A 22,830-nucleotide genomic window follows, 5' to 3' on the forward strand; every position below is an offset into this window, starting at 1 on the left:
CGCGCGAAAGGCAACGGAGGTCCAGGTGGACGAACCATCGGAGACGCGGGAGGGGGAGCAGCTCGCCCCGTTCCCCTTCGCGGAGGGCAAGCAGCTCGGGTACGAGACGGAGCCCGTCGACGTGTTCCTGGCGCGAGCGCGGGCGACCTATGAGGACCCGAAGCAGCTCGATGACCCGGTGACATCGGTCGAGGTGCGGCGTGCGGCGTTCCCCGTGAAGAAGCGCGGGTACTCCGCTCGGCACGTGGATGCGGCGATGGACCGCCTCGAGGAGGTCTTCTTCGAGCGTGAGCGTCGCGCGCGCGTGCGCACCGAGGGTGAGGACGCCTGGTGGGCGGAGACCCGGAAGCTGCTGTCGGAGGTGCGGGGGCGTCTCGAGCGTCCGCGCGGTCGACGGTTCAATCGGCGAGGCTTCCTGGCGACCGGGTACCGTCGGGCAGAAGTCGATGCCTTCCTGGATCGGATCTCCGCGATGTTCGCCCATCGGGAGATGACCCTGGACCCGGCCGAGGTACGTGACGTGGTCTTCCACTCGCAGGTGCGCGGGTACGACGAGGACCAGGTCGATGCCCTACTCGACAGCGTGGTCGAACTGATCCTCTCCACGAAGTAGTCCGTGAGCGCGTGCGGTCGATGTCGTCCGACTGCTCGCCTGCGGCGTGCCGGCATCGTTCTCGGACTGGCCAGGAGTCATTCCCTGAGATAGGATCGTTACATTGTGAATCCATGGAATCAGAGTGCCCCCGCCCCGTCAGCCGCTCCCTGGAAGCGCGTACGCGGCTTCGGAGCAGGCCTGGCCGCGGTAGCGTTCTTCGGCACGGTGGTGATCGCTCCGTTCGCGGTGTCCACTGCGTCGTCGGCCGACGAGCTCGCGAGCCCGGAAGAGCTGAACCAGCGGATCAACCAGGAGTTCGTCGCAGCGGACGTTCCCGACGTGGAGTTCGCGTTCGAGAGCTCGTCCGAGAAGCTGCCGGACCCGAAGCCCAAGCCGAAGCCCGAGGCGGATGAGGACGACGCGTCCGACTCGCAGGAGACGGTCGACGGCGACGGCGAAGACGCGTCCGCCGAGCCGGAGTCTCCCGAGTATACGGGCGGCGGCTCGCCGAAGAAGTGGATGACCGAAGCGGGGATCGCCGAGAGCGACTTCGCCTACGTCGATTACATCGCGAATCGTGAGAGCGGCTGGAACCCGAACGCGACGAACGCGTCGTCCGGCGCCTGCGGAGTGATCCAGGCGAACCCCTGCAGCAAGGTGCCCGGAAACGGATACAACCCCGTGGACAACCTGAAGTGGGCCGACGGGTACGCGAAGGATCGGTACGGCAGCTGGCAGGCGGCGCACGCGTTCTGGACCGCGAACCACTGGTGGTGACCGGGGAGACCGGTGGCTCGGAAGCATCGGCGTAGCTCCGAGCGCGCCGGGCGCGATGTGACGCACTTGGCGCACGGCGGAGCCCAGCGCGTCTCGCGACAGGGCGGCGAGTGGTTCGTCAGGCAGGTCCCCGCTTCGCGTGCCGAGAAATCGTATCGATGCCCGGATTGCGGTGGCGACATCCCCCCTGGGCAGGCCCACGTGGTCGCGTGGCGCGCCGATCATCTGTTCGGCGATGCATCGGCGGTGCAGGATCGTCGTCACTTCCACACCCACTGCTGGCGACTCGCCTGAGCGGTTCGCCCGGACCTGAGAACGGGATCGCTAGAAGAGCGTGGCCGAACTGCTGGGATGCTGCGGTGTGGGATCTGTCGTCGGCGTCGGGGCGCTGTCGGGGAGACCTGGGCCGACATCGGGAGTGGTTCCGCGCTGGAACGCCGTCGCCGCAGCACGCGCCCGGAGATCAGCGGCCTCGTTCAAGGGGTGGCCGGCGTGACCCTTCACCCACTCGAAGACGACATCCCGTCCGCGAAGCGCGGCATCGAGGCGTTCGAGCAGTTCGCGGTTGAGCACGGGCTTCCCGTCGCCCTTCTTCCATCCGCGCCGCTTCCAACCGGGCATCCACTTCGTGAGCGAGTTGATGACGTACTGGCTGTCGCAGAGCACGGTCAGACGCTCGTCCGAGCGGTGGGCCGTCGCATGAAGGAGGTCGAGCACCGCCATGAGCTCGCCCTGATTGTTCGTCGCGCGCGGCCAGCCCCCGGCGCGCCACTGCGCATCGTCGATGACCCAGGCCCATCCGGCCGGGCCGGGGTTGCCGAGGGCCGAACCGTCGGCGGCCGCCGTGATCGTCATGCGTCGCGTCCCTCGGGGGTCACTGACGATTCGGTCGAATCGTCGGTGGCCCTTGCATCGTTGATCACCGACGCGGACGTCGCTGAGCCCGCCACTGTTGAGAGTTTCTGCGCGTTCGCGATGACATCGCCGAGGCTCTCGAAGTAGCTGGCGACGGCGCCCCGTTCGACCTTGAGCTGCGTCATCCGGTCCTCTGCGGCGGAGAGCACCTTGGCAGCGCGATCCTCCGCAGAGGCGAACGTGACGTGGGCGCGCTGCTCGGCTTCGCGGACGATCTCCGTGGCCTCCCGCTCAGCCTCGCTGCGAATTGCGCGGGCATCACGCTGGGACTCATTCGCGAGCCGCTCGTACTCGGCGCGCGCTGCATCGAGCTGCTCGCGCAACGCGGCGAGTTCGGCTCGCGACTGATCCGCTTCGTGCTGGAACGCCTCTGTCGAGGTGCGCTGACGTTCGGCGAGCTCCTGCTCGAGGGCCTCCCGCTGTTCGGCTGAGGCGCGCTGGAATGCATCACGTTCCCGATCGATGGCCTCGCGGAGTTCACGGGCGTAGTCCTCGGCATCACTGCGCAACGCGGCGCTCGATGCCTCGACCGCGGCGCGCTCCTCGGCGAGTTCACCGGTGGTCCGCGCGCGGAGCTGCTGGACCTCGTCGGTGACCTGGGTGCGCTGCCCGGCGACTTCGCGCGTGATGGAGTCCTCTGCCTCCGCCCGCTCGCGCGCGAGATCAGCGGCGTGCTGCTCGCGTTCGGCCGCGAGCGCTCGGACGTGCTCCTCGCGCTTGCGATCGAGCTCGGCCGTCAGATGGGCGCGTTGCCGCTCGGCGTCGAGCTGCACGCGTTCGCGCTCGAGACCGAGCTCGGCAGCGGCCTCCTCCTGATTGATGCGGAGACGCTCGGCGGCGGTAGCCGCTTCATCTGCGACCCGCTGCTGGTGCTCGGCGAGCTCGGCGGCGAGGCGGTCGTGCTGCGCCGCGGCCTCCGCGGCGACCCGTGCGTCGTGGTCACTGCGCTCGTGCTCGATCTGCGCGCGCTGCTCACGGATCTCCCGTTCGAGCGCGGCGTCGTGCTCGCGGCGCTCGGCCGCGAGCGTCTCGGCGTGGGTGCGGCGATCCTGCTCGATCTCGGCTGCAGCATCGCCGCGCTCGGACGCCAGCTGGGCGTCGTGCGACTCCCGGTCAGCAGCGAGCTGCGCGCGTTGTTCGGCGGCCGCCGCTGCGAGTTCGAGCTCCTGGCGTTCGCGATCAGCATCGAGGCGTGCGCGATGCTCGGTGAGCTCGTTCTCGATCTGCGTGTCGATGGCGGTGCGTTGCCGCTCCATGCGTGACTCGTGATCTTCGCGCTCGTGCGTGATCCGGTGCTCGTGCTCCTCGCGCTCTCCGGCGAGTTCGGCATCGTGCGACTCGCGACGCGCGCGGATCTCGGACTCGGCCCGTGCGACGAGCTGTTCGCGCTCACGGCGGCTCTGCTCCGCCGCAGCCTGCAGTTCCGCGCGCTGCGCCTCCTCGCGTCGCGCGAGTTCGGCACCCTGTTCGGTGCGCTCGGCGGCCAGCCGCTCGTCGTGCCGCAGCGCTTCGGCGGCGAGGCGCTCGTCGTGCGCGTGACGTTCCGCCGCGATGGTCTCGTCGTGACGGGTGCGCTCTTCCGCGATGCGACCGCGCAGATCGGCCATCTCCCGGTCGAGCGTGCGCTGCTGGGCATCGATCTCGGCGGTGAGCGTACGCTCCTGCTCCGCGAACCGCGCTTCGAGTTCCGCCTGCTCGCGCTGCTGCTGCGCCGTGAACGCGCTGCGTGTGGAATCGATCTCTTCGCGCATCCTGGCGCGTTCCAATTCGAGGGTGCGCTCGGCGTCCGCGTGCTCGCGTGCCACCTGCTCGGCCTGGGCCGCCGTCTCGCGGGCGAGACGCTCCGCTTCCTCGCGAGCGTCGCCGCTCACGCGCACGGCTTCACTCTCGGATGCGGCTCGCAGTGCGGCGGCCTCGCGTTCCGCGGTCTCCCGCGCTGCGGTGGCCTCGCGCTCCGCGGAGGCGCGGGTGAGTTCGGCGGTGCGCCTCGCCTCTTCGAGTAGACGTTCCTGCTCCTCATTCGCCGAAGCCGACTGCGCGGCGACGTCGTTGCGGGCGCTGGTGATGAGCACCTCGGACTGCTCGCGCGCCGTCGCGAGGATCTCGTCCGCGCGTTGCTGCGCCTGATCGAGCAGTCGTCGCGTTTCCTGCTCGGTCGTCGCGCGCAGGCGCTCAGCGTCGAGGTCGGCCTGGCTCATGAGCCGCTGCGCCGTGTCCTCGGCGACCTTCAAGCTCTTCTCCACCCGAAGACCCAGCCCCGTGTAACCGGTGGCACCGAGCTCCGCGACCTGCTCCTGCAGATCGGCGATGAGCGTGCGCTGATTCTCCGTGACATCGGACGCTTGTTGATGAGCGTGCTGCAGGGACTCGAGGTGCGCCTGCAGCGTGGCGATGTGCTGGGTCAGGGCACCGACGCGGTCGTCGACCTCCTCGCGGTTGTATCCCCGGAATGCGGGTGAGAACTGCGCTTCTGCTTCTGTCACGTGATCTCCGTGGTCGTCGGCGGTGCCCGCCGCGGTGCCGCTCTCCGGCGACCGCGGGCATAGTTACGACTATGATAGTTCAATTCCCTGTGGCGACCGGCGGCACCCGCGGTGTCCACCTGCCACTCGGGATGCTCGGGTAGCGTTGCAGGTTGCGGACGCGCCGTCCCGAGCGGGCCGGCCGGAATCCGTTCGACGAACCCCGAATCCCGAATCCAGCGATCAGACCCCGAGAAGGAGCCCACTGTGCGGTATGTGCTTGCGATTGCGACGCTGGTGCTTGCGGGGGTGCTTCTGGTGTTCGGCATCGGCCAGCGCACGTTCCTCGCGGGTCCGGCCGAGATCCGGTACGAAGCGGCGACGGTGGACGGTGCGCCGTACGCGGTGCTCCCCGCCGAGGTGCTCGACGCGGCTCCGGGGCAGCCGAACGTGGTTGTGGAGAGCGCGGGAGCCTTCGTGGCCATGGGGTCCCAGTCCGATGTGGATGCGTGGGTCGAGCCGTTCGACCACGAAGTCATCGGCGCGGACACGCAGAACCGCGAGCTGACGAGCACCGCCGTCGCCGCAACCGCGGAGGCGGACGGCGAGTCGGCCGAGGAGCCCGCGACCGGCATCGATCCGCGCGGCAGCGATCTCTGGCTCGACGAGTGGAGCGCGAATGCGGGCTCCACGGGCGACCAGGAGGCGAGTACCCCGGGCGGGGAAGCCAGCCTGCTGCGCGTACCGATGGATCTCGAACCGGGTCAGGCGGCGCTCATCGCGGTGGATGGCACCGAGCCGCTGCCCGACAGCATCGCGGTCTCCTGGGTGCAGGATCGGTCGACGCCGTGGGCGGGTCCGTTGCTCGCCGGTGGTGGACTGCTCGCCGTGGTGGGGGGAATCCTCTACCTCCTCGCTGTCGACCACAACCGTCGCGGCCTGGGTCCGCGCCGCGGCCGTCGTGGTCCGCTGCAGGGAATCCGCAACAGTTTCGGAAAGAGGAAGCAGATGAGTGCTCTGGACGGTGTCGACGCCGCCGGCGTGCGCCCGCCTGAGGGGCGCGAGTCGGGTCGAAGCTCGGGGAGCGACGCCGCTGTCGTGCCCGATTCGAGCGAGCAGAAACCGAAGAAGCGCACGAAGCGCGGGAAGCAGGCGCAGCGCATCGCTCTCCCGGCGGTCGGTCTCCTGCTCGCCTTCGGTGTCACGGCGTGTTCGCCGAGCTACTGGCCGGACCTGGGCGGTGCTCAGCCGGAGGAGTCTGCTGAGCCGGAAGGGTCCGAGCCGAACGCTGCACCCGTGCCGGTGAGCGGTCAGCAGATCGACCGCATCATCCAGCGGCTCTCCGAGACGACGGGAGGCGCTGATGACGCGTTGGACGCCGATGCGCTCGCCGGGCGGTTCACGGGCGATGCGTTGGCGCAGCGCGCGGCGAACTACCAGATCCGCGAGGAGCTCCCGACGTACGAGGTGGTGCCCCCGAGGATCACGGATGAGGGCCTCGACTACGACCTCGTGCAGAGCACTGAGGGTTGGCCCAGGACCATGTTCATTACCGTCGCCTCGGCGAGCGGGGCGGACGCCGCTGCAGCGGAGGACGCCGGCGAGGCGACCGAAGAGGCGGAGGCCGCCGAGACCGACGCCGGGACCGAGCAGGCCTCGTCACCATCGCTGGCCCTGCTCATGACGCAGCAGAGTCCCCAGGAGAACTACGCGGTCTCGCGCGTGATCGCGCTGCGCGGCGGCATCACGATGCCGGATGCCGCTCCGGTGGAGGAGGGCACCGCGCTGCTCTCCGCCGATCAGCAGGGACTCGTCCTGGCGCCCGCGGAGGTCGGCGACGCCTTCGCGACGGTGCTCCAGGAAGGGCCGGAGAGCGCGGCGGCGGAGAACTTCGACATCGCTGAAGACGACGCGTTGACCACGCGCGGCGGTGAGGCCTGGCGCGCGCAGTCGCAGCGGGACGCCGACGACGACGACCGTACCGTGCAGTACTCCGTGTCCGTGGCGCAGGGAGAGGAGTCGCCGGTGAGCCTGTCGACCGGCACCGGCGGCGCGCTCGTCGCGACCACCGTGATCGAGAACCGCATCGAAGACGCCGACGGCGGCCGTTGGCAGCCGAAGGCTGAGGGCGCCGTGACGGCGCTCACCGGAATCGAGGGCAACGTGGACCGCCTCGAGCGCCAGGTCGCGCACCAGATGCTGTTCTTCGTGCCGAGCGCGGAGAGCGGAGACAAGATTCAGATCCTCGGAGTGACAACGGAACTAGTGGGAGCGAGTGAGTGAGTATGTCGCAGCAGATGCCCGAACGAATCCCCGGCGGCGGAATGGACCTGAGTCATCTGGCATCGCGGCCGGCTGACGGACGGCCCGGCGGCGCGGCGCAGGCCGGCGGCGGTGTCGGCCAGAGCGCCGGCGGCCAGGTCGTCGATGTCCCCTCGCTCGTGATGGAGGTGACCGACCAGACGTTCGAGCAGATCGCGCAGCTCTCCTCCGTGGTCCCGGTCGTCCTCGACCTCTGGGCGGAGTGGTGCGAGCCGTGCAAGACGCTCGGACCGATCCTGGAGCAGGTGACTCGCGACTACGGCGGGCGTCTCGTGCTCGGCAAGATCGATGTGGAGGCGAACCCGCGACTCGCTCAGGCATTCCAGGCGCAGTCGATCCCGATGGTGCTCGCACTCGTCGGCGGACGTCCGGTGCCGTTGTTCCAGGGGGCGATCCCCGAGGGGCAGATCCGGGAGTTCTTCGATCAGCTGCTGCAGCTCGCCGAGCAGCAGGGCCTCACCGGTCGCGTGAACGCCGCGGAGTCCGGATCGGAGGCCGCTGCCGAAACGCCGGAGGAGCCTGAGGTTCCCGAAGCCCACCTTCCCGCCGTCGAGGCCGCCGAGCGCGGCGACTTCGCGACCGCGATCCGCGAGTACGAGTCCGTGCTCGCCAAGGCGCCGGCCGACGCCGAGGCGCGGGCGGCCCTCGTGCAGATGAAGCTGCTGCACCGGCTGTCGGATGCCTCTGCCGAGCAGATCCGCAGTGCGGCGGCCGAGCGGCCCGAGGATACCGAGGCGCAAATGCGCGTCGCCGACCTCGACGTCTCCGGGGGGCATGTCGAGGATGCGTTCCTCCGCCTCCTCGACCTGTTCGCACGCGCCACCGATGACCCGGATCGCAAGGCCATCCGTGAGCGGCTGCTCGAGCTGTTCGAGGTGGTGGGCGTCACCGACCCGCGCGTGATCGCGGCTCGCGGACGCCTCGCGAACCTGCTGTACTGATCGCTCGGGATCGGCAGACGCCGTGAGGGCATACCTCGATCACGCCGCGACCTCGCCGATGCGCGAGGCCGTGCTCACGCGATACGCCGATGCCCTCCGCGAAGCGGGCAATCCGGCTTCGACGCACGGGCACGGACAGGCGGCGCGCGAGCGCTTGGAGGCGGCCAGGGAGCGCATCGCCGCCGGCCTGGGGTGCGACGCGGCCGAGCTGATTCTCACGAGCGGCGGCACCGAATCCATCAACCTCGCGCTCAAAGGAATCTACTGGGCGCGTCATGCGGCCGGCGAACGTCCGGTGGTGCTGGTCGCCGAGGGGGAGCACCACGCCACGATGGAGGCCGCCGAGTGGCTGCGCGACCACGAGGGCGCCGAACTCCAGTGGCTGCCGCTCGACGATACCGGACGGCTCGACCCGGCGACCCTCTCCACCGCACTGGAGCGTGCGGGCGCACATCGGGTCGCACTCGTCTCCTTCATCTGGGCCAATAGCGAGATCGGCACGATCCAACCCGTCGCGGAACTGTGCAGCGTGGCGGAAGCCGCGGGAGTGCCGGTGCACGTCGACGCCGTCGCGGCGCTGGGCCAGGTGCCGATCGATTTCCACGGTGTCGGAGCGGCGGCGCTCAGCGTCTCCGCTCACAAGATCGGCGGACCGGTCGGTATCGGAGCCCTGCTGCTGCGCCGCGACGTCGTCGCCGAGCCGTTGCAGCACGGGGGCAACCAGCAGCGCTTCCGTTCGGGCACGCAGAACGCCGCCGCGGCCGTGGCGTTCGCGACCGCGCTTGAACTCACCGACGACCCCGAGCACGATGCGCATTTGGTCCGGGCACGCGACGCGCTGATCACGGGTGTGCGCGCCGCGGTTCCCGACGCGGTCCTGCGCGGGGCGGATCCCGGGACGCCCGGTGCCCGCCTGCCCGGCAACGCGCACTTCACATTCCCGGGATGCCGAGGCGACTCGCTCCTCTTCCTGCTCGATGCCGCTGGCGTCTCGGCCTCCACCGGATCCGCCTGCCAGGCCGGGGTCGACAGCGTGTCGCACGTGCTCCTCGCGCTGGGCATCGCGGCAGACGACGCCGCCGGAGCGCTCCGATTCACCGTCGGTCCCGACACGCGTCAGGACGAGATCGACCTGCTGATCGCCGCGCTGCCCGATGCCGTCGAGCGCGCACGGCGGGCCGGGACCGCGAACGGATGATCGCGACGCGGAGGTAAACTAGTCCGATGCGAGTTTTAGCGGCGATGAGCGGAGGCGTCGATTCGGCGGTCGCAGCGGCACGTGCCGTGGAGGCCGGACACGACGTCGTCGGGGTGCACCTCGCCCTGAGCCGGATGCCCGGAACCCTCCGGACCGGATCCCGCGGGTGCTGCACGGTCGAGGACTCGATGGACGCGCGCCGCGCCGCCAACCTGCTCGACATCCCCTTCTACGTCTGGGACTTCAGCGACCGCTTCAAAGCCGACGTGGTCGACGACTTCATCGACGAGTACGCCGCCGGACGCACCCCGAATCCGTGCATGCGCTGCAACGAGAAGATCAAATTCGCCGCGCTGCTCGACAAGGCCATCGCACTGGGGTTCGATGCGGTGGCCACCGGTCACTACGCGACGCTGACCGACGGGCCGGGCGGACGCGAGCTGCACCGCGCGAGCGCTTGGGCGAAGGACCAGTCCTACGTGCTCGGAGTGCTCACGGCTCAGCAGCTCGCGCACTGCTACTTCCCGCTCGGTGACACGCCGTCCAAGGACCTCATCCGAGCCGAGGCGGCGGATCGCGGAATCCAGGTCGCGCAGAAGCCCGACAGTCACGACATCTGCTTCATTCCCGACGGAGACACGCGGGGGTGGCTCTCCGACCACCTCGACCGCGAGTCCGGCGAGATCGTGGACGAATCCGGAACTGTCATCGGCACCCACGACGGTGCCAACGGGTACACCGTCGGGCAGCGGAAAGGTCTGCAGCTCGGCAGACCTGCACCCGACGGCAAGCCCCGGTACGTGCTCTCGATCCGCCCGGTCTCGAATCAGGTCGTAGTGGGGCCGAAAGACCGGCTCGCCATCGCGAGCATGGCCGGCGGACGGTACAGCTGGGCCGGAGAACCCGGCATCGATGTCGGTGAGACATTCGACTGCGACGTGCAGATCCGCGCCCACGCGGACCCCGTCCCCGCGCGGGCACGACTCGCCCCGGTACGCGACGAGGATCGCACGGAGCAGCACCGCGACGGCGCCGAGCACGAAATCGTTGTCGACGTCGACCTCGCGCAGACCGAGCCGCTCCTGGGAGTCGCCCCCGGGCAGACCGCCGTGCTCTACCGCGGCACCCGCGTGCTCGGCCAGTTCACGATCGACCGCGCCATTCCGGCACCCGTGGCGGCGTAATGCGCCCGCGCGGCGCCCGCATCGCCCGCCGCGCCCCGGGGTACCCGGCGCGCCGGCCCCGCCCCGGGGTGCCCGCCGCGCCCGCATCGAGAGTGCGCAAAGTCGCGCTTCGCGGGTCGTGAAGCACGACTTTCTGCGCTCTCGGCGGCGCTGCGCGGGGCGCTCTCTCTCGAGCGTCGGTGGTGCTTCGTAGACTGTGGGGGTGAGCACGAACCCCGAGTCGACGCCCGACGCCCTCCCCACCGACTTCGATGCGGCACGGGAGGAGACGCAGCGCCTCGCCGGCGAGGTCGAGCGCTTCAGACGCGCGTACCACGCTGAGGGGGTCAGTCTCGTCTCGGACGCCGAGTACGACACGCTGTTCCGCAGACTCGAGTCGATCGAGCGCGCGTTCCCCGAGCTCGCGGGCCAAGACAGTCCCACGCAAGAAGTGGGATCCGCAGTGGTGTCCGCGGGGTTCCCCGAGCACGAGCACGCCGAGCGGATGCTGAGCCTCGACAACGTCTTCACCGTCGATGAACTGCGCGACTGGATGCGCAAGACCGAGTCGGCGGCGGGGAGACGTGTCCGGTGGTTGACGGAGTTGAAGATCGACGGCCTCGCGATCAGTCTCGCATACCGGAACGGCGTGCTCGAGACGGCCACCACGCGGGGCGATGGTCGAATCGGCGAAGACATCACGGTGAATGTTGATCTGCTCCCGGTGATCCCGCGCGAGCTGACGGGTGACGGGGTTCCCGAGTTCTTCGAGGCGCGTGGCGAGGTGTTCCTGACCGAGCAGGCCTTCCTCGAACTCAACGAGCGCCAGCACGAACTGCAAGAGCAGTACGCCGCCGCGCAGCGGGCCAAGGGCGTGCCCGAGGAGCGCATTTCGGTGCGCTACCCCGAGTTCGCGAACGCGCGGAATACCGCTGCCGGAAGCCTGAGGCAGCGTGCGGACAACAAGTCGGCGGAAGACCTGGCGCTCATGCGCGAGCGTCTCGCGCGTCTGTCGCTGTATGTACACGGTATCGGAGCGTGGGATCACCCGTCGTTCGAGAACCAGTCGGACGCCTACGAGCTGCTGTCGGGCTGGGGGCTCCCGGTGTCGCCCCATTCCCGAGTCTTCGACGCGGTCGATGACGTGTGCGACTTCATCGCGGAATGCGGCGAGCACCGTCACGACTTCGAGCACGAGATCGATGGCATCGTGATCAAGGTCGACGAGTTCGATCTGCACGCCGAACTCGGCGAGACCAGTCGGGCACCGCGGTGGGCGATCGCCTACAAGTACCCGCCGGAGGAAGTCTTCACAACCCTGCTCGATATCCGCGTCGGGGTGGGACGGACGGGTCGTGCCACGCCCTACGCCGTGATGGCACCCGTCAAGGTCGCCGGTTCCACGGTGAGCCAGGCGACGCTGCACAACCAGCAGGTAGTGCGGTCGAAGGGTGTGCTGGTGGGGGACACGGTGGTGCTGCGCAAGGCCGGCGACGTGATCCCCGAGGTGCTCGGGGCCGTGCTCGAGCGGCGCGACGGCAGTGAGCGCGAATGGCAGATGCCGGAGGACTGCCCGGAGTGCGGGACACCCCTGCGCCCCATGAAAGAGGGCGATATCGATCTCCGATGCCCGAACGCCCGCGCGTGCCCGGCTCAGGTGAGGGGTCGTGTGGAGCACATCGGGTCGCGCGGGTCCCTGGACATCGAAGTGCTCGGCGAGATCACGGCCGCAGCGTTGACGCAGCCTGAAGAACCGCCGGAGCCGCCCCTCGAGACGGAGGCGGCGCTGTTCGAGCTCACGATGGAGCAGCTCGTGCCCATCACGGTGGTCGTTCGTGATGCCGAAACCGGAGAACCGAAGCGCGAGGAACCGCGCGCTGACGGCCAGCCGGGCGAACTCGTGCGACGCACGCCGTTCCAGCGGCTCGGTCCGGCCGCGTATCCGCCGGGCTGGGAGCAGGCATCGGCATCCGAGCGCCGGGCGGCGGGCATCAAGAAGGATCACCGGGAGGCCCTGCCGTCGAAGGACGCCGAAACCTTGCTCGCCGAGCTCGAGCGGGCGAAGACGAAACCCCTGTGGCGCCTCCTCGTCGCATTGAACATCCGCCACGTCGGCCCGGTGGCCGCGCGTGCGCTGGCCGAATGGTTCGGGTCCCTCGACGCGATCCGGGGTGCCTCCGTTTCGGAACTCGCCGAGGTCGACGGGGTGGGTGAGATCATCGCCGAATCCGTCGCCGCATGGTTCACCGAGGACTGGCACGTCGAGATCGTCGAGCGCTGGGCGAACGCCGGAGTGCAGTGGGCGACGCCGGGACACCCGGGACCCGGCGGACGAACCACCGAGGGCGGCGTGCTCTCGGGGCTCACCGTAGTGGCCACCGGTTCTCTCGACGGGTTCACGCGCGACGGTGCGAAGGAGGCCATCATTCAGGCCGGAGGCAAAGCGGCGTCGAGCGTGTCCAAGAAGACCGACTTCGTTGCAGCGGGACCGGGTGCCGGGTCGAAGCTCGCGAAAGCGGAAGAGCTCGGGATCCCCGTGCTCGATGCGGCGCAGTTCGCCGTCCTCGTCTCCGAGGGACCCGCGGCGCTCGGAGACTTATCCACAAGCTCCGACGAGGAGGGACCGGAGAGGTCCTGACGCCCCTAGGCTGGGTGCTCCACGGGTGGGGGCTCGCGAAAGGATCGCCGTGACCCCTCTGCGCGCCCCAGCCGACCGCAAGCGTCTGCTCGCGGAGCACTTTGCCGACGAATGGGGGACACCGCGCACGACTGAGCGCGACGTCTTCGAAACCTTGAGTCTGTGCGGGTTCCAAGCCGGTCTCTCCTGGGAGACGGTCCTGCTGCGTCGCCCACGGCTGCGCGAGGCGTTCTCGGCATTCGATCTCGATCGCGTCGCCGCGTACGATACCGACGATGCGGTGCGCCTGCTCGCACACCCCGGCATGATCCGGAATCGGCGCAAGATCTCCGCGGTCATCGTCAATGCTCGGGCCTCGATCGCTCTCAGAGACGAGGGCACCACTCTTGCAGAGCGGATCTGGGCCTACCGGCCCGAACGCACCGTGCCTCCTGCGAGCTGGTCCGATCTGCCGCGCAGCACGCCCGAGTCCACCGCGCTCGCCGCCGAACTCAAGCGGCGCGGGTTCGTCTTCGTCGGGCCGACGATCCTATTCGCCGTCATGGCGACCTGCGGCGTCGTCGACGCACGCCCGACCGGGAGCGCGGGCCAGGCTCCGGCGGACCCGCCACACGCGCGCGGCCCCCGAATTCAGGACGATGCTTCGCTGGGCCGCGTGACGGGAGCGGACCGGTAAGATGGACGGGTTCAATGCCCACCACCTCGATGGAGCAGTATGTCTGAATCCTCCGCGATACCCGGCGCCGGAACGCACGGCGAGATCACGACCGAGACCGTGCAGCACCTCGCCGGCCTCTCGCGCATCGCCCTCTCCGACTCCGAGGTCGAATCGCTCACTAGCGATCTCGACTCGATCCTCACCCACATCGCGAAGGTGGGTGAAGCGGTGTCCGGCGACGTCCCGGCAACGAGTCACCCCATTCCGCTCGACAATGTCACTCGCCCGGATGAGGTCTCCGATGTGCTCACGCGCGAGGAGGCGCTGCAGAACGCCCCCGACGCCGACCAGGGCATGTTCCGCGTGTCATCGATTCTCGGCGAAGAGCAGTAGGGAGACGGAATGAGTGATCTGACTCGGCTGACCGCCGCAGAACTCGCGGCCACGCTCGCATCGGGCGACGCCTCGTCCGAAGAGGCGACGCGTGCGCATCTCGACCGCATCGCCGCCGTCGATGGTTCGGTCCACGCGTTCCTCGCGACGGGCGAGACCTCGGCGCTGCAGGCCGCTCGTGACATCGATGCGCGGCGCGCAGCGGGGGAGCAGCTCGGCGAGCTCGCCGGGGTCCCGCTCGCGATCAAGGACGTGCTCGTCACCACCGATATGCCCTCCACCTCCGGATCGAAGATCCTCGAGGGATACCGGTCCCCGTTCGACGCGACCGCGGTGGCGAAAGCCCGCGCCGCTGGTCTCGTGGCGATCGGCAAAACGAACATGGACGAGTTCGCGATGGGCTCGTCGACCGAGAATTCGGCGTACGGCCCGACGAGGAATCCCTGGAACTTCGATCGCATCCCCGGCGGGTCCGGGGGCGGTTCCGCCGCCGCCGTCGCCGCGTTCGAGTCACCGCTCGCGCTCGGGAGCGACACCGGCGGGTCGATCCGTCAGCCGGCGGCGATGACCGGTTCGGTCGGACTCAAGCCCACGTACGGCGGGGTGAGCCGGTACGGTGCCATCGCGCTGGCGTCCTCGCTCGACCAGATCGGTCCCTGCGCCAGGACGGTGCTGGATACGGCGATGCTGCACGATGTCATCGCCGGACACGACGCGCACGATTCGACGTCGCTCGACTTCGCGTGGCCGTCGATGGCCGCTGCCGCTCGGGAGGGCGCGCGTGACGGGTCGCTGACGGGCTTGCGCGTGGGCGTGGTGAAGCAGCTGATGGTCGACGGTGTCCAGGCCGGCGTGAAGCAGCGCTTCGCGGAGGCCATTGATCTGCTCACCGCTCAGGGTGCTGAGATCGTCGAGATCGACGCGCCGCACCTGGAATACGCCGTGGCGGCGTACTACCTCATCCTGCCCGCCGAGGCGTCGAGCAACCTGGCGAAGTACGACTCGGTACGGTTCGGTCTGCGCGTCAGTCCGGAGGGCGGCGGCACGGTCGAAGACGTGATGAGCGCGACCCGCGCCGCCGGCTTCGGTGCCGAAGCGAAGCGGCGCATCATCCTCGGCACCTACGCGCTGTCCGCCGGCTACTACGACGCGTACTACGGCAGCGCGCAGAAGGTCCGCACGCTCATCCAGCGCGAGTTCGCGCGCGCCTTCGAGCAGGTCGATGTCATCGCCTCGCCGACGGCCCCCACCACCGCGTGGGCTCTCGGTGAGCACGCCGGCGACCCGCTGCAGGACTACCTCAACGACGCCACCACGATCCCGGCGAACCTCGCCGGGATTCCCGGCCTGAGCCTGCCGATCGGCACGGCTCCCGAGGACGGGTTGCCGGTCGGGCTGCAGTTGCTCGCACCGGCGTTCCAGGACGCCCAGCTCTACCGATCGGGCGCGGCCATCGAACAGGTGATTCAGGATCGCGACGGCACCCCGTTCTGGGCCCAGGCCCCGTTGCTCGCAGGCGCAGGAAAGGCGGCCAGCTGATGGCACAGGCGAAACTCATGGACTTCGAGGAGGCGCTCGCCCGATTCGAGCCCGTGATCGGGCTCGAGGTGCACGTCGAGTTGAACACGCGCACCAAGATGTTCTCTCCCGCTCCCAACGTGTTCGGCTCGGAGCCGAACACCAACCTCGCTCCCGTCTGTCTCGGACTTCCGGGGTCCCTCCCCGTGATCAATCAGGAGGCGGTCCGGTCGTCGATCAGTCTCGGCCTCGCGCTGCACTGCGACATCGCCGAGCGATCCGGATTCGCACGCAAGAACTACTTCTACCCGGATATGGGCAAGAACTACCAGATCTCGCAGTACGACGACCCCATCGCGCACGACGGCTCCGTCGAGATCGAGCTCCCGTCCGGGCGCATCGTGCACGTGCCGATCGAGCGCGCCCACATGGAAGAGGACGCGGGCAAGCTGAATCACGTCGGCGGGGCGACCGGTCGCATCCAGGGTGCCGAGTACTCGCTCGTCGACTACAACCGTGCCGGCGTTCCGCTGGTCGAGATCGTCACCCGGCCCATCTTCGGCGGTGAAGCTGACACTCCCGAGATCGCCGCGGCCTACGTCTCGACGATCCGCGACATCGTGCTCGCCCTCGGGATCTCGGATGCGCGCATGGAACGCGGCAATCTGCGTTGCGACGCAAACGTGTCGTTGCGTCCGCGGGGCAACGAAGATGCGGGGATGAGCGTGCTCGGCACCCGTACCGAGACGAAGAACGTGAACTCGCTGCGCTCCATCGAGCGCGCCGTCCGGTACGAGATTCAACGACAGGCGCAGATCCTCGCGGATGGCGGCTCCATCACTCAGGAGACCCGTCACTGGCATGAGGACACGGGTGCCACATCGGCCGGTCGCCCGAAATCGGACGCGGACGACTACCGCTACTTCCCGGAGCCCGACCTCGCGCCCCTCACGCCGTCACGGGAGCTGGTGGAAGAGCTCCGCGCCGCGCTGCCCGAGCATCCCACGCTGCGCCGTCGCCGGCTCCGCGAAGGGTGGGGCTTCTCGGTCCTCGAGTTCCAGGATGTGGTGAACGCCGGTCTGCTGGAGCCGATCGAGGCCACGGTTGCGGCCGGCGCCGCCCCGCAGGTCGCCCGCAAGTGGTGGACGGGCGAGATCGCGCGCATCGCGAACGACCGCGGTGCCGCCGCCGTCGACCTCATCACGCCCCAGCAGATCGTGTCCGTGACCGAACTCGTCGACGCGGGGACGCTGAACGACAAGCTCGCGCGTCAGGTGATTCACGGCATCATCGACGGAGAAGGGACCGCTGCCGAGATCGTCGAGGCGCGGGGCCTCGCCATCGTCTCCGACGACGGTCCTCTGATCGAAGCCATCGATGCCGCACTCGCGCAGCAGCCCGATGTGCTCGAGAAGATCCGCGACGGCAAGGTGCAGGCCGCCGGGGCGATCATCGGCGCGGTCATGAAGGCGATGCGCGGGCAGGCGGATGCCGCTCGCGTGCGCGAACTGGTGCTGGAGCGCGCGCAGTAAGCGCTCGACCGGGTCTGCCCCCAGGGTCGAAGCCGAACACGGCTCCGGCCCGGGCAGACTCGGCTTCCGCCGCGAACCCGAACCCCGACGCCTGAGCCGATCCTGAGCCCGATCCCGATCCCGACCCCGACGCTGCCCGATCGCGCCGACCACGGTCATTGTCGGTGGCGTGTGGTGCAATAGAAGCATGCCGAGTGACGTGCGCGAGATCGCATCGATTCTGCATGTCGACATGGACTCCTTCTTCGTCGCCGTCGAACTGCTGGAACGCCCGGAGCTGATCGGCAAGCCCGTCGCCGCCGCGCACAACTCTCCACGATCCGTGGTCACCAGCGCGAGCTACGAGGCGCGGCGGTTCGGGGTGTCCTCCGCAATGCCCGTGGGGCGCGCGAAGCAACTCTGCCCCCAGCTCATCCTCGTCCCGCCGATGCACGGCAAGTACCGAGAGATGTCGCAGCGCGTCATGCAGGTCTTCGCCGAGTTCACCCCTCTCGTGGAGCCCTTGAGTATCGACGAGGCGTTTCTCGATGTCGCCGGGTCGGTGCGTCTGTTCGGCGCGCCCGCCGAGATCGCGCGTCAGATCAGAGAGCGGGTGCGGGAACGCACGGGTCTCCCCGCCTCGGTCGGACTCGCCGGCACCAAGTTCGTGGCCAAGCTCGCATCGCAGCGCGCGAAGCCGGACGGTGTGCTCGAGATCCCGCCGGCGCGCACCCTGGAGTTCCTCCACCCGTTGCCCGTCGAAGCCGTATGGGGCGTGGGTCAGGCGACGAGCCGGGCGCTGCGGGCGCGTGCGCTGCACACCGTCGGCGATATCGCGCGCGAACCGATCGACTCGCTCCGACGCGTCGTCGGAGATGCGGCGGCGCGCAAACTCAGCGCCCTTGCGCGGGGACGCGATCCCCGAGAAGTGGAGACGACCCGCGCCGAGAAGAGCATCGGGCACGAGGAGACGTTCTCGGTCGACCAGGGCGACCCTGCCGTGCTCAGTCGCGAACTGCTGCGCCTGGCGACTCGGACGGGAGAGCGTCTCCGCGCGCATCGCCTCGAGGCGCGCACGGTATCGATCAAAGTGCGGTGGGCGAACTTCGACACCGTGACGCGTTCACGCACGCTCGCCGAAGCGACCGGCGGAACGCAGCGGATCTACCACACGGCGCAGGAGCTGTTCGACGCGCTGGGCGAGCGCGGAAGACCGGTGCGCCTGATCGGAGTGCGCGCCGAGCAGCTCGTGCCCGAGGGGAGCGAGGCGGCGGCGCTCTGGAACGATGACGAGGACTGGAAAGCGGTCGATCAGATCATGGACCAGGTGCGCGGAAGATTCGGCGAGTCCGGCGTGACGTCGGCGCGACTCATGCGTCCGAAAGGGGAGTGACCGGGCCGCGGTTCAGGGCCTAGGCCTCGTTCCCGTGCTCGGTCATCCGCAGCACGGAGTCGAGGATCGCGGCGAGCCAGTCGTACACCAGCACGGTGCCCCGGGTGTCCGCGTTCTGCAGCAGCTCCGCGTGATCGTCCTCGCGTTCGAGGCCGACGCGTGCGGCGATGGCGAGACGCAGCGAGGTGAGGGTGCGCACCCAGGTCGGCAGGGTCTCCGGAGTGATCTCGAGTTCCACGGGCGTCCCGGTGTCCGCGGCATCGGAGGTGGTCGCGCTCGCGCCGAGCCCGATGGCGGTGGTCACGTCCATCGCGTCTTGCAGTTTGCGGTTGATGAGCCCCTGCTCGGTGACGCGTCGGAACTGCGAGGCGTCGTCCTCCTCCGCGTAGGCGCTCGGAAACAGGCGTGCGAGCGCCGGGTCCGCCGGTTGCTCATCGGAGCCGCCGACTTCGAGGCTCGCGAAGAGCGGATCGGGGTCGAGTGCGGTGCCGCTGTGGCTCTGCAGCAGTTCGATCAACTGTCCGACGAGCTGATCGAGAAGTCCGGCTTCGTCGGCGTCGAGGCTGAGCCGCAGCGCCCCACCGGGGAGGGGGAGGAGCCTCACGCGTCGCCCTCCTGCCGAACGGTGGCCCAGAGGCCGTATCCGTGCATCGCTTCCACGTGGAGTTCCATCGCCTCGCGTCCGCCTTCGGCGACGACGGCGCTCCCGGCGGTGTGCACGCGCATCATCAGTTCGTCGGCGCGCTCGCGGGTGATGCCGAAGTGTCGCCTGAAGACGAAGGAGACGTACGACATCAGGTTGACGGGGTCGTCCCAGACGACTGCCTGCCAGGGGCGCTCCTGCTGGGCGGCGAGTTCAGACGCGCGGTCGGGTCTGAGTCGCGTGTCGGCCATCATCCCCACCCCAGTTCGTGGATGCGTTCCTCCGAGATCCCGTAGAAGTGCGCGATTTCGTGCACGAGCGTGATGCGGATCTCCGAGACGAGGGTTTCGCGATCCTCGCAGTGCGCCAAGAGGTTGTTGCGGAACAGGATGATGCGATCCGGTTCTTCTCCGAAGCCGTAGGCCTCGCGTTCGGCGAGCGAGAACCCTTCGTAGCTGCCGAGGATCGCGCTTCCGTCCTCGGGCTCGTCCTCGACGAGAAAGATGACGTTGTCGAGCCGTTCCATCATGTCGTCGTGCAGCGAATCGAGGCCCTCGGCGACAAGGGCCTCGAACTCCTCGGGTGGCACATCGAGCATGATTTCAGCCTACACAGCGCCGCTGCGGAGTGTCACCCGTGCGGTCCCCGCGCGATTCGCACGGGCCCCGTGCATGGGCTATGATGGTGGAGTTGTCGCGCGGCTGGTTGAGCGTGACAGTCATGGTGGCTATAGCTCAGTCGGTAGAGCACCGCGTTGTGGTCGCGGGGGCCGCGGGTTCAAGTCCCGTTAGCCACCCCAGAGTGCGACAGGCCCCGGAACGATTCCGGGGCCTGTCGTCGTTTTCGCGGTGTTCGTGTCAGCTCCGGCGTCGAGTGATGTCGCCGCGCGTATAGCTGGCGAGCGGGTTCAGTCCGAGGGTCTGCCGGGCGGCGGCGACCATGAGGTGCCGCATGTGGGTCAGTTTTCCGGCCCGGACGATCCGCGTGCGGAGGCGGTAGGCGTCGGTGTAGGCCACACGCGGTGCCCACACGGGCGATCGGCGACGGCGCGAGACGCGCGCGGTGAGGTGGAGGAACGCCTGGGTGCTGCCGATGGCGGAGGCGAGGTCCACACCGGCTGAGATCGAGGGGAGGGGCGCGGGCGGCCCCCCCGCCTCACCCATGACGGCGCGCAGCGATCGCAGATCGGTGTAGGCCGGCACGTAGGGCAGGCAGCGTGCGAAGTCCACGCCGCCGTCGGCGATCGCCTCGAGCGGCGCATCCGATGCGAATCCCATGAAACGCTCGAACGTCCAGGCGGATCCCGGCGCGAACGAGGTCACCTGTGCGGCGAACCCGACGTTCATGACGAGCAGATCGGGAATCCCCTGCAACCGAGCCCGGCGGGCGATGAGGGAGCCGATCTCGGGCCGGGTGAGCTCGGACTCGTCGAGCACGAGCGATGCCCCGAGCATGAAGTCCTCGATGTTCTCGGGGGTGACGCCGTCGAGGAAGGTGGTGATCTCCGCGTCCGGGTTGATGTCGAGGAGGCGCTCGCGGAAGACCTCGGCTTTCGGGCGCCCGCACGACGAATGTGTGGCGCCCTCGACACGGTTGATGTTCTCGAGCTCGAAGACCTCGGGATCGGCGATCCGGAACCGGGCGACGCCCATGCGTGCGAGCTTCAATCCGAGCTGGAATCCGTCGCCGCCGACGCCGGCGATCGCGACGCAGGACTCCACGAGGGCGCGCTGCTCTTCCTCGCTCCAGAACCCGTAGTTGCGCGAGAACTCGGGTGTCGCGAGGGATCGTGTCATCTCGAGATCCGTGACGCGTGAGAGCGACGCACGCGGCCGAAGCGGAGCAGTTCCGGTTCGATGGCGCGGTACCCGTCGATGCAGCCCGCGTTTCTCGCGTCGACCTGCTGGGCGGAGCCGGCGAGATCGATCTCGATCGGCAGGTTGATGTCGAGGTAGTGCTCCACGTACCGGGGTTCGCCGATGCGGGAGATCGAGATGGTGCCCTGAAGGTGGCGTTCGAGCCACGGCTCGATGATCGCGAAGGTACGGCCGAGGTCGTGGTTCGCGATGTACGCGAGCATGACCGCGAAGAGGTGCCATTGGATGAGATCTTGAACGACCGCGGTTTCGTGTCGTGCGATCACGCGCGAAACTTCGACGCTCCGGGCGTCGAGCGGCACCGTGGCGAAGGAGTCTGGGCAGAAGTCTTCGACCGGCAGAGGTGTGCCGTCACCCCGAAGAATGAGGCGCGCGACGCCGACGACCCGAACGCCGTCCTCGTGATTCTCGAGTATCGCGAAGGCGATGGATCGGGCATCGTCGGCGTCGCGGTCGGTGCCGTCCGCTTGGATGTCGCTCTCATCGAGCTGACCGGTCTGATCCACGTACACCTTGCGGCGCAGCAGGAAGTGGGCGTGGTACTCCGCTTCGAGTCCGGGCACCGGGACGTCGTTCTCTGCGAGAATGCCGCAGGCGAAGCGCGTGTCCGTGTGGTCGGAGAAGACGGTGGAGGACAGGACGGGGATGACGTCCCGGTTCGTGACCGTGCGATCGATATGTGACAACGACAGGTTCCTTCTGAGTGACAGCGCCCGAAATGGGGCTCGCAGCGGCGGTGCCGCGGACGTGCAGCCGCGCGCTGCGGCGCCTGCGTTCCGGGTGGCGGTTGCGGTTTCATTGTGCACCACAAGTGCGGCGAACGAATGAGCGACGCGCGAGCGGGCAGGATCGATCTGAGAATTCCGTGCGGCGGTGTCTCGCCTCGTTCCGCGTGCATTGATACGATGAAGCGATCACGCAGTCCCGAGAGGAGCGATGGTGCCCGAAGACACTTGGCGAGGGAACAGTCGGGGATCCCGAGCGCGGGGAGACGACGCCCGGACGCAGATGGTGCAGCGGGCCATCGACCATGTCGAGTCCGTCGGTCTCACGCTCGGGGCGAGCGAGGGAGTGGTGCAGCAGCTCGCTGCTGACGCCGGTCTCTCGCAGCGGCAGTTCGCCCAGCTGTGGCCATCGACCGAGCTCTTCCTCGCCGACGTGTTCTGCGAACTCGCGGATCAGGCTCGCATCGACCGTGCGAACACGGAGACGCTGCTGACGACCTGGCAGTATCTCAGCGCGCGAACCGAGGATCTTCGTTCGGCCGAAGGCCGGCGCCGGGTGTTGATCGATGTGATCCGGACTGCGGCGGAATACAACTTCGATGTCGTGACGGCGTCGAGCAAGTGGCGCACGTACGCCGCGCTGTCGACCACCATCATGTCGTGGCCGGATGAGGCGGTGCGCACGCGTATTCTCGATGCGCTGCGCGCCAGCGAGCTCGCGTTCGCCGAGACGATGGAGAGCTTCTACCGAAACGTGCTCCCGACGGTCGGCTATCGATTGAAGCCGGTGTATCGCGGGGACTATCAGCCGTTCGTCGTCGCCGCGGCGTCGGTGATCGAGGGGCTCGGCATCGTGCGGACCACGGTTCCGACGCTCGTCGAGGCCCGGTTCGATTTTCCGGTCGGCGAGGGGAGCGAGGAGTGGTCCATCGCCTCGCTCGCGTTCGTCGGAGTCGTGGACGCGTTCATCGAGCCCGACCCTGCGTTCGTCCCTGAAGAGGCGATCGGCCGGTTGAGCTCGGGCGTCGACGTCTCACCGCACGCCTCGGCCGAATCCGAACGGTAACGCGTCACGAGGCTCAGCGGGGCCGGATGAATCTC

The 22,830-nt window shown here is 68.8% G+C and carries 21 protein-coding genes and 1 tRNA gene; 15 read left to right on the forward strand and 7 right to left on the reverse strand.

Going from position 1 to position 22,830, the window contains the following annotated elements:
- Positions 1 to 25: 25 nt before the first annotated feature.
- From J4H85_RS06545 to J4H85_RS14375, 3 genes are all read left to right on the forward strand, one after another.
- Positions 26 to 613 (forward strand): DivIVA domain-containing protein, encoded by a 588-nt coding sequence (locus J4H85_RS06545; RefSeq protein ID WP_208238026.1) that lies wholly within the window; start codon positions 26 to 28, stop codon positions 611 to 613.
- Between the two features lie 105 nt (positions 614 to 718).
- Positions 719 to 1,372 (forward strand): aggregation-promoting factor C-terminal-like domain-containing protein, encoded by a 654-nt coding sequence (locus tag J4H85_RS13965; RefSeq protein ID WP_307863470.1) that lies wholly within the window; start codon positions 719 to 721, stop codon positions 1,370 to 1,372.
- Between the two features lie 57 nt (positions 1,373 to 1,429).
- Entirely contained in the window at positions 1,430 to 1,666 is a 237-nt protein-coding gene (locus tag J4H85_RS14375; protein ID WP_502552228.1) for an Rv1322 family protein, read from the forward strand.
- A 30-nt stretch (positions 1,667 to 1,696) separates the two neighbouring features.
- Here J4H85_RS14375 and J4H85_RS06555 read toward each other — a convergent pair whose 3' ends face one another.
- Together J4H85_RS06555 and J4H85_RS06560 are read right to left on the reverse strand one after the other, a co-directional pair.
- Positions 1,697 to 2,227: a ribonuclease H family protein gene (locus J4H85_RS06555; protein ID WP_208238027.1), complete on the reverse strand. Its 531-nt coding sequence runs from the start codon at positions 2,225 to 2,227 to the stop codon at positions 1,697 to 1,699.
- Positions 2,224 to 4,770: a hypothetical protein gene (locus tag J4H85_RS06560; protein ID WP_208238029.1), complete on the reverse strand. Its 2,547-nt coding sequence runs from the start codon at positions 4,768 to 4,770 to the stop codon at positions 2,224 to 2,226. The genes J4H85_RS06555 and J4H85_RS06560 overlap by 4 nt, the downstream gene beginning before the upstream one ends.
- A gap of 246 nt (positions 4,771 to 5,016) precedes the next feature.
- Between J4H85_RS06560 and J4H85_RS06565 the strand changes: the two genes are divergently transcribed.
- From J4H85_RS06565 to dinB, 10 genes are all read left to right on the forward strand, one after another.
- Positions 5,017 to 7,032: a DUF8094 domain-containing protein gene (locus J4H85_RS06565; protein WP_208238031.1), complete on the forward strand. Its 2,016-nt coding sequence runs from the start codon at positions 5,017 to 5,019 to the stop codon at positions 7,030 to 7,032.
- A 2-nt stretch (positions 7,033 to 7,034) separates the two neighbouring features.
- On the forward strand, positions 7,035 to 8,012 hold the full coding sequence (locus J4H85_RS06570; protein ID WP_208238034.1) for a tetratricopeptide repeat protein: 978 nt from the start codon (positions 7,035 to 7,037) through the stop codon (positions 8,010 to 8,012).
- Between the two features lie 22 nt (positions 8,013 to 8,034).
- The gene (locus J4H85_RS06575) at positions 8,035 to 9,210 is read left to right on the forward strand and encodes a cysteine desulfurase family protein (protein ID WP_208238036.1); all 1,176 of its coding nucleotides are present in this window, start codon (positions 8,035 to 8,037) and stop codon (positions 9,208 to 9,210) included.
- A 26-nt stretch (positions 9,211 to 9,236) separates the two neighbouring features.
- Positions 9,237 to 10,394 (forward strand): tRNA 2-thiouridine(34) synthase MnmA, encoded by a 1,158-nt coding sequence (gene mnmA, locus J4H85_RS06580; RefSeq protein WP_208238038.1) that lies wholly within the window; start codon positions 9,237 to 9,239, stop codon positions 10,392 to 10,394.
- A gap of 202 nt (positions 10,395 to 10,596) precedes the next feature.
- Positions 10,597 to 13,011 carry an NAD-dependent DNA ligase LigA gene (gene ligA, locus J4H85_RS06585; RefSeq protein WP_208238040.1) on the forward strand — a complete coding sequence of 805 codons (2,415 nt, stop codon included), beginning with the start codon at positions 10,597 to 10,599 and terminating at the stop codon, positions 13,009 to 13,011.
- 49 nt (positions 13,012 to 13,060) lie between these two features.
- Positions 13,061 to 13,687 carry a DNA-3-methyladenine glycosylase I gene (locus J4H85_RS06590; protein ID WP_307863471.1) on the forward strand — a complete coding sequence of 209 codons (627 nt, stop codon included), beginning with the start codon at positions 13,061 to 13,063 and terminating at the stop codon, positions 13,685 to 13,687.
- A 39-nt stretch (positions 13,688 to 13,726) separates the two neighbouring features.
- Positions 13,727 to 14,062 carry an Asp-tRNA(Asn)/Glu-tRNA(Gln) amidotransferase subunit GatC gene (gatC, locus tag J4H85_RS06595; protein WP_208238044.1) on the forward strand — a complete coding sequence of 112 codons (336 nt, stop codon included), beginning with the start codon at positions 13,727 to 13,729 and terminating at the stop codon, positions 14,060 to 14,062.
- A gap of 9 nt (positions 14,063 to 14,071) precedes the next feature.
- On the forward strand, positions 14,072 to 15,601 hold the full coding sequence (gatA, locus tag J4H85_RS06600; protein WP_208238046.1) for an Asp-tRNA(Asn)/Glu-tRNA(Gln) amidotransferase subunit GatA: 1,530 nt from the start codon (positions 14,072 to 14,074) through the stop codon (positions 15,599 to 15,601).
- On the forward strand, positions 15,601 to 17,112 hold the full coding sequence (gene gatB / locus J4H85_RS06605; protein WP_208238048.1) for an Asp-tRNA(Asn)/Glu-tRNA(Gln) amidotransferase subunit GatB: 1,512 nt from the start codon (positions 15,601 to 15,603) through the stop codon (positions 17,110 to 17,112). Before gatA ends, gatB begins: the two co-directional genes overlap by 1 nt.
- A gap of 187 nt (positions 17,113 to 17,299) precedes the next feature.
- Positions 17,300 to 18,484, forward strand: coding sequence for a DNA polymerase IV (gene dinB, locus J4H85_RS06610; RefSeq protein ID WP_208238050.1), 1,185 nt, complete (start codon positions 17,300 to 17,302; stop codon positions 18,482 to 18,484).
- Between the two features lie 19 nt (positions 18,485 to 18,503).
- Here dinB and J4H85_RS06615 read toward each other — a convergent pair whose 3' ends face one another.
- From J4H85_RS06615 to J4H85_RS06625, 3 genes are read right to left on the reverse strand one after another with little or no spacing between them, the layout of a single operon-like run.
- Positions 18,504 to 19,088: a DUF2017 family protein gene (locus J4H85_RS06615; protein WP_208238052.1), complete on the reverse strand. Its 585-nt coding sequence runs from the start codon at positions 19,086 to 19,088 to the stop codon at positions 18,504 to 18,506.
- Entirely contained in the window at positions 19,085 to 19,378 is a 294-nt protein-coding gene (gene clpS, locus J4H85_RS06620; RefSeq protein WP_243893513.1) for an ATP-dependent Clp protease adapter ClpS, read from the reverse strand. The genes J4H85_RS06615 and clpS overlap by 4 nt, the downstream gene beginning before the upstream one ends.
- On the reverse strand, positions 19,378 to 19,725 hold the full coding sequence (locus J4H85_RS06625) for a metallopeptidase family protein (RefSeq protein ID WP_208238057.1): 348 nt from the start codon (positions 19,723 to 19,725) through the stop codon (positions 19,378 to 19,380). The genes clpS and J4H85_RS06625 overlap by 1 nt, the downstream gene beginning before the upstream one ends.
- Positions 19,726 to 19,850: 125 nt before the next feature.
- Between J4H85_RS06625 and J4H85_RS06630 the strand changes: the two genes are divergently transcribed.
- Positions 19,851 to 19,926, forward strand: a tRNA-His gene (locus J4H85_RS06630).
- A 58-nt stretch (positions 19,927 to 19,984) separates the two neighbouring features.
- Here J4H85_RS06630 and J4H85_RS06635 read toward each other — a convergent pair.
- Positions 19,985 to 20,923 (reverse strand): ThiF family adenylyltransferase, encoded by a 939-nt coding sequence (locus tag J4H85_RS06635; protein ID WP_208238059.1) that lies wholly within the window; start codon positions 20,921 to 20,923, stop codon positions 19,985 to 19,987.
- Complete coding sequence (locus J4H85_RS06640) at positions 20,920 to 21,690, reverse strand: GNAT family N-acyltransferase (protein ID WP_208238061.1); 771 nt, start codon at positions 21,688 to 21,690, stop codon at positions 20,920 to 20,922. The genes J4H85_RS06635 and J4H85_RS06640 overlap by 4 nt, the downstream gene beginning before the upstream one ends.
- A gap of 253 nt (positions 21,691 to 21,943) precedes the next feature.
- Here J4H85_RS06640 and J4H85_RS06645 point away from each other — a divergent pair, with 253 nt between their 5' ends.
- Entirely contained in the window at positions 21,944 to 22,795 is an 852-nt protein-coding gene (locus J4H85_RS06645; protein ID WP_307863472.1) for a hypothetical protein, read from the forward strand.
- The last annotated feature ends 35 nt before the right edge of the window (positions 22,796 to 22,830 follow it).

Source organism: Leucobacter tardus, assembly GCF_017583045.1.
Lineage (GTDB): Bacteria > Actinomycetota > Actinomycetes > Actinomycetales > Microbacteriaceae > Leucobacter > Leucobacter tardus.